Below are 3,281 nucleotides of genomic sequence, written 5' to 3'. Positions count from 1 at the left end.
GGGCCGCCCGCCGCGGCCGCCGGCGCGCGCCGCTAGGGGCGCCCGCACCCCGCCCGCCGCCGCCGCGGCGGGCCTGGTTGGATCACGGCGGACCCGACGGAGAGGTGGACCTGCGGTGGCCGAGAGAGCCTGCTTCCTCATGCACCTGCGCCCGGAGCTGGTGGACGAGTACCTCGCGGCCCACGAGCACGTGTGGCCCGAGATGCTCGAGGCCCTCAGCCGCGCCGGCTGGCGCGACTACTCGCTCTTCGTGCGCCGCGGGGACGGCCTGGTCGTGGGCTACTGCGTGGCCGACGACTTCGACGCGGCCGTGGCCGCCATGGACCGCGAGGACGTCAACGGCCGCTGGCAGGCCACCATGGCCCGCTTCTTCGCCTCCGGCGAGCACCCGGACCGCGCCATGGAGCGCCTGGAGGAGTACTTCCACCTGGCCTGACGCCCGCCCGGCGGCCCCGCGGAGGGCCGGCGGCGGGCCCGCGGAGGGGGCCGGGAGGGCCCGCGGGGGCCCCGCCCGGGGCCGCGCCGGGCTACGCCGCCAGCGAACGACGTGGCGGAACACCCCCCGGGGGGCGCAGGTTGGTCCAGTAGACGGGGTCACGAGACCGTCACGGTGCGCCGCGGCGACGCGGACGGCGTGAAGGTGTCGGGGCCCGGGACTAGCATCGGAATGGTCCGTGGGGGAAGTGCTCCCAGGGACCCGACCACCCGCGAGGAGCGCCGCATGTTCGAGAGGTTCACCGACCGCGCCCGACGGGTCGTCGTCCTGGCCCAAGAAGAGGCCCGGATGCTCAACCACAACTACATCGGGACCGAGCACATCCTGCTCGGCCTGATCCACGAGGGCGAAGGCGTCGCCGCCAAGGCCCTCGAGTCGCTGGGCATCTCCCTGGACGCGGTCCGCGAGCAGGTCCAGGAGATCATCGGCCAGGGCCAGCAGGCCCCGTCCGGTCACATCCCCTTCACCCCCCGCGCCAAGAAGGTCCTGGAGCTGTCGCTGCGCGAGGCGCTGCAGCTCGGGCACAACTACATCGGGACCGAGCACATCCTGCTCGGCCTCATCCGCGAGGGCGAGGGCGTGGCGGCCCAGGTGCTCGTCAAGCTCGGCGCCGACCTCAACCGCGTCCGCCAGCAGGTCATCCAGCTGCTGTCCGGCTACCAGGGCAAGGAGCCGGCGACCTCCGGCGGCCCGCAGGAGGGCACCCCCTCGGGCTCCCTCGTGCTCGACCAGTTCGGCCGCAACCTCACCCAGGCCGCCCGCGAGGGCAAGCTGGACCCGGTCATCGGCCGCGACCCGCAGATCGAGCGCGTCATGCAGGTCCTCTCGCGGCGCACCAAGAACAACCCGATCCTCATCGGCGAGCCCGGCGTCGGCAAGACCGCCGTCGTCGAGGGCCTGGCCCAGTCCGTCGTGCGCGGCGAGGTGCCCGAGACCCTCAAGGACAAGCAGATCTACACGCTGGACCTCGGCGCGCTGGTGGCGGGCTCCCGCTACCGCGGCGACTTCGAGGAGCGGCTGCGCAAGGTCCTCAAGGAGATCCGCACCCGCGGCGACATCATCCTGTTCATCGACGAGATCCACACCCTCGTGGGTGCGGGTGCCGCCGAGGGCGCCATCGACGCCGCCAGCATCCTCAAGCCGATGCTGGCCCGCGGCGAGCTGCAGACCATCGGGGCCACCACCCTCGACGAGTTCCGCAAGCACATCGAGAAGGACCCGGCCCTGGAGCGGCGCTTCCAGCCCATCCAGGTGCCCGAGCCGACCCTGGCGCACGCCATCGAGATCCTCAAGGGCCTGCGCGACCGGTACGAGGCGCACCACCGCGTCTCCATCACCGACGCCGCGCTGGTGGCGGCCGCGACGCTGGCCGACCGCTACGTCAACGACCGCTACCTGCCCGACAAGGCGATCGACCTGATCGACGAGGCCGGCGCGCGCCTGCGCATCCGCCGCATGACCGCTCCGCCGGACCTGCGCGAGTTCGACGAGCGCATCGCCGACGTGCGCCGCGAGAAGGAGTCCGCGATCGACGCGCAGGACTTCGAGAAGGCGGCCTCGCTGCGCGACAAGGAGAAGAAGCTCCTGGCGCAGAAGGGCGAGCGCGAGAAGCAGTGGAAGTCCGGCGACATGGACGTCATCGCCGAGGTCGACGAGGAGCTGATCGCGGAGGTCCTGGCCACGGCCACCGGCATCCCGGTCGTGCGCCTCACCGAGGAGGAGTCCTCCCGCCTGCTCAACATGGAGGCGGAGCTCCACAAGCGCGTCATCGGCCAGAACGACGCCATCAGGGCCCTGTCGCAGGCCATCCGGCGCACGCGCGCGGGTCTGAAGGACCCCAAGCGCCCCGGCGGCTCCTTCATCTTCGCCGGCCCCACCGGCGTCGGGAAGACCGAGCTGGCCAAGGCGCTGGCGGAGTTCCTCTTCGGCGAGGAGGACGCGCTCATCCAGCTCGACATGAGCGAGTTCTCCGAGAAGCACACCGTCTCGCGGCTGTTCGGCTCCCCGCCCGGCTACGTCGGGTACGAGGAGGGTGGCCAGCTCACCGAGAAGGTGCGCCGCAAGCCGTTCTCCGTCGTCCTCTTCGACGAGGTGGAGAAGGCTCACCCGGACATCTTCAACTCGCTGCTGCAGATCCTCGAGGACGGTCGCCTGACCGACTCGCAGGGCCGCCAGGTGGACTTCAAGAACACCGTGATCATCATGACGACCAACCTGGGGACGCGCGACATCTCCAAGGGCGTGGGCACCGGCTTCGCCGCCGGCAGCCAGACCACGCAGACCAACTACGACCGGATGAAGTCGAAGGTCAACGACGAGCTCAAGCAGCACTTCCGGCCGGAGTTCCTCAACCGCGTCGACGACATCGTCGTCTTCCCGCAGCTGACGCAGGAGGAGATCGTCCAGATCGTCGACCTCTTCATCAAGCGGGTCGACGACCGCCTCAAGGACCGGGACATGGGCATCGAGCTCACCCCGTCCGCGAAGGTGCTGCTGGCGACCAAGGGCTACGACCCGGTCCTGGGCGCGCGGCCGCTGCGCCGCACGATCCAGCGGGACATCGAGGACGTGCTGTCCGAGAAGATCCTCTTCGGCGAGCTGCGCCCCGGCCAGATCGTCTCGGTCGACACCGAGGGCGAGGGCGCGGAGCAGAAGTTCACCTTCGAGGGCACGACCAAGGAGGACGTCCCGGTCACCCTGTCGCTCGGCAAGTCCGCCGACGGCCAGTGACCGCCTGACCCCTCCGGGTCCACCGCGACGGCCCGGCACCCCCGCGGGGGTGCCG

At 71.2% G+C, this 3,281-nt stretch carries 2 protein-coding genes; both read left to right on the top strand.

Translation table 11 applies throughout. From position 1 onward, the window contains the following. The first annotated feature begins 115 nt into the window (after window positions 1-115). Window positions 116-436: an L-rhamnose mutarotase gene (locus ACRYR7_RS24910; protein ID WP_432575040.1), complete on the top strand. Its 321-nt coding sequence runs from the start codon at window positions 116-118 to the stop codon at window positions 434-436. 285 nt (window positions 437-721) lie between these two features. Continuing rightward, on the top strand, window positions 722-3,226 hold the full coding sequence (locus ACRYR7_RS24905; protein ID WP_432575038.1) for an ATP-dependent Clp protease ATP-binding subunit: 2,505 nt from the start codon (window positions 722-724) through the stop codon (window positions 3,224-3,226). Window positions 3,227-3,281 lie beyond the last annotated feature (55 nt).

Origin of the sequence: Kineococcus gurbantunggutensis (assembly GCF_050871925.1) — a bacterium.
Taxonomy (GTDB): Bacteria; Actinomycetota; Actinomycetes; order Actinomycetales; family Kineococcaceae; genus Kineococcus.
Note: the sequence above shows the minus strand (reverse complement) of the source record. Positions and strands in the feature narration are given on the sequence as shown.